This is a genomic window from Pseudoduganella ginsengisoli, assembly GCF_009720865.1.
GTDB lineage: Bacteria > Pseudomonadota > Gammaproteobacteria > Burkholderiales > Burkholderiaceae_D > Rugamonas > Rugamonas ginsengisoli.
In genome coordinates this window covers 1-230 of record NZ_WNLA01000132.1, presented here as the reverse complement: position 1 = coordinate 230, position 230 = coordinate 1, and the positions used below count along the sequence as shown (strand labels likewise).

Sequence of the window (230 nt, the reverse complement as noted above, 5' to 3'; positions counted from 1 at the left end):
TTTGTCAGCTCCCCGGAACTTTTCGCAGACTTCCACGTCCTTCATCGCCTGTAATCGCCAAGGCATCCGCCATGTGCACTTATTCACTTGTCCCTATAACCTTGACGGCTATAGGCAAGCATTTACTACGTTGTGATGATGAGTTTTACTACCCTAAGTACACACATTGCTGTGTGCGCTTAAATAAAACTTTACTTCTTCCAGATTGTTAAAGAACGGTACTACGCTTA

At 43.9% G+C, this 230-nt stretch carries 1 rRNA gene; it reads right to left on the bottom strand.

The features are described from left to right. Positions 1-93, bottom strand: a 23S ribosomal RNA gene (locus tag GM668_RS30470); the annotation flags it as partial. Between the last annotated feature and the right edge of the window lie 137 nt (positions 94-230).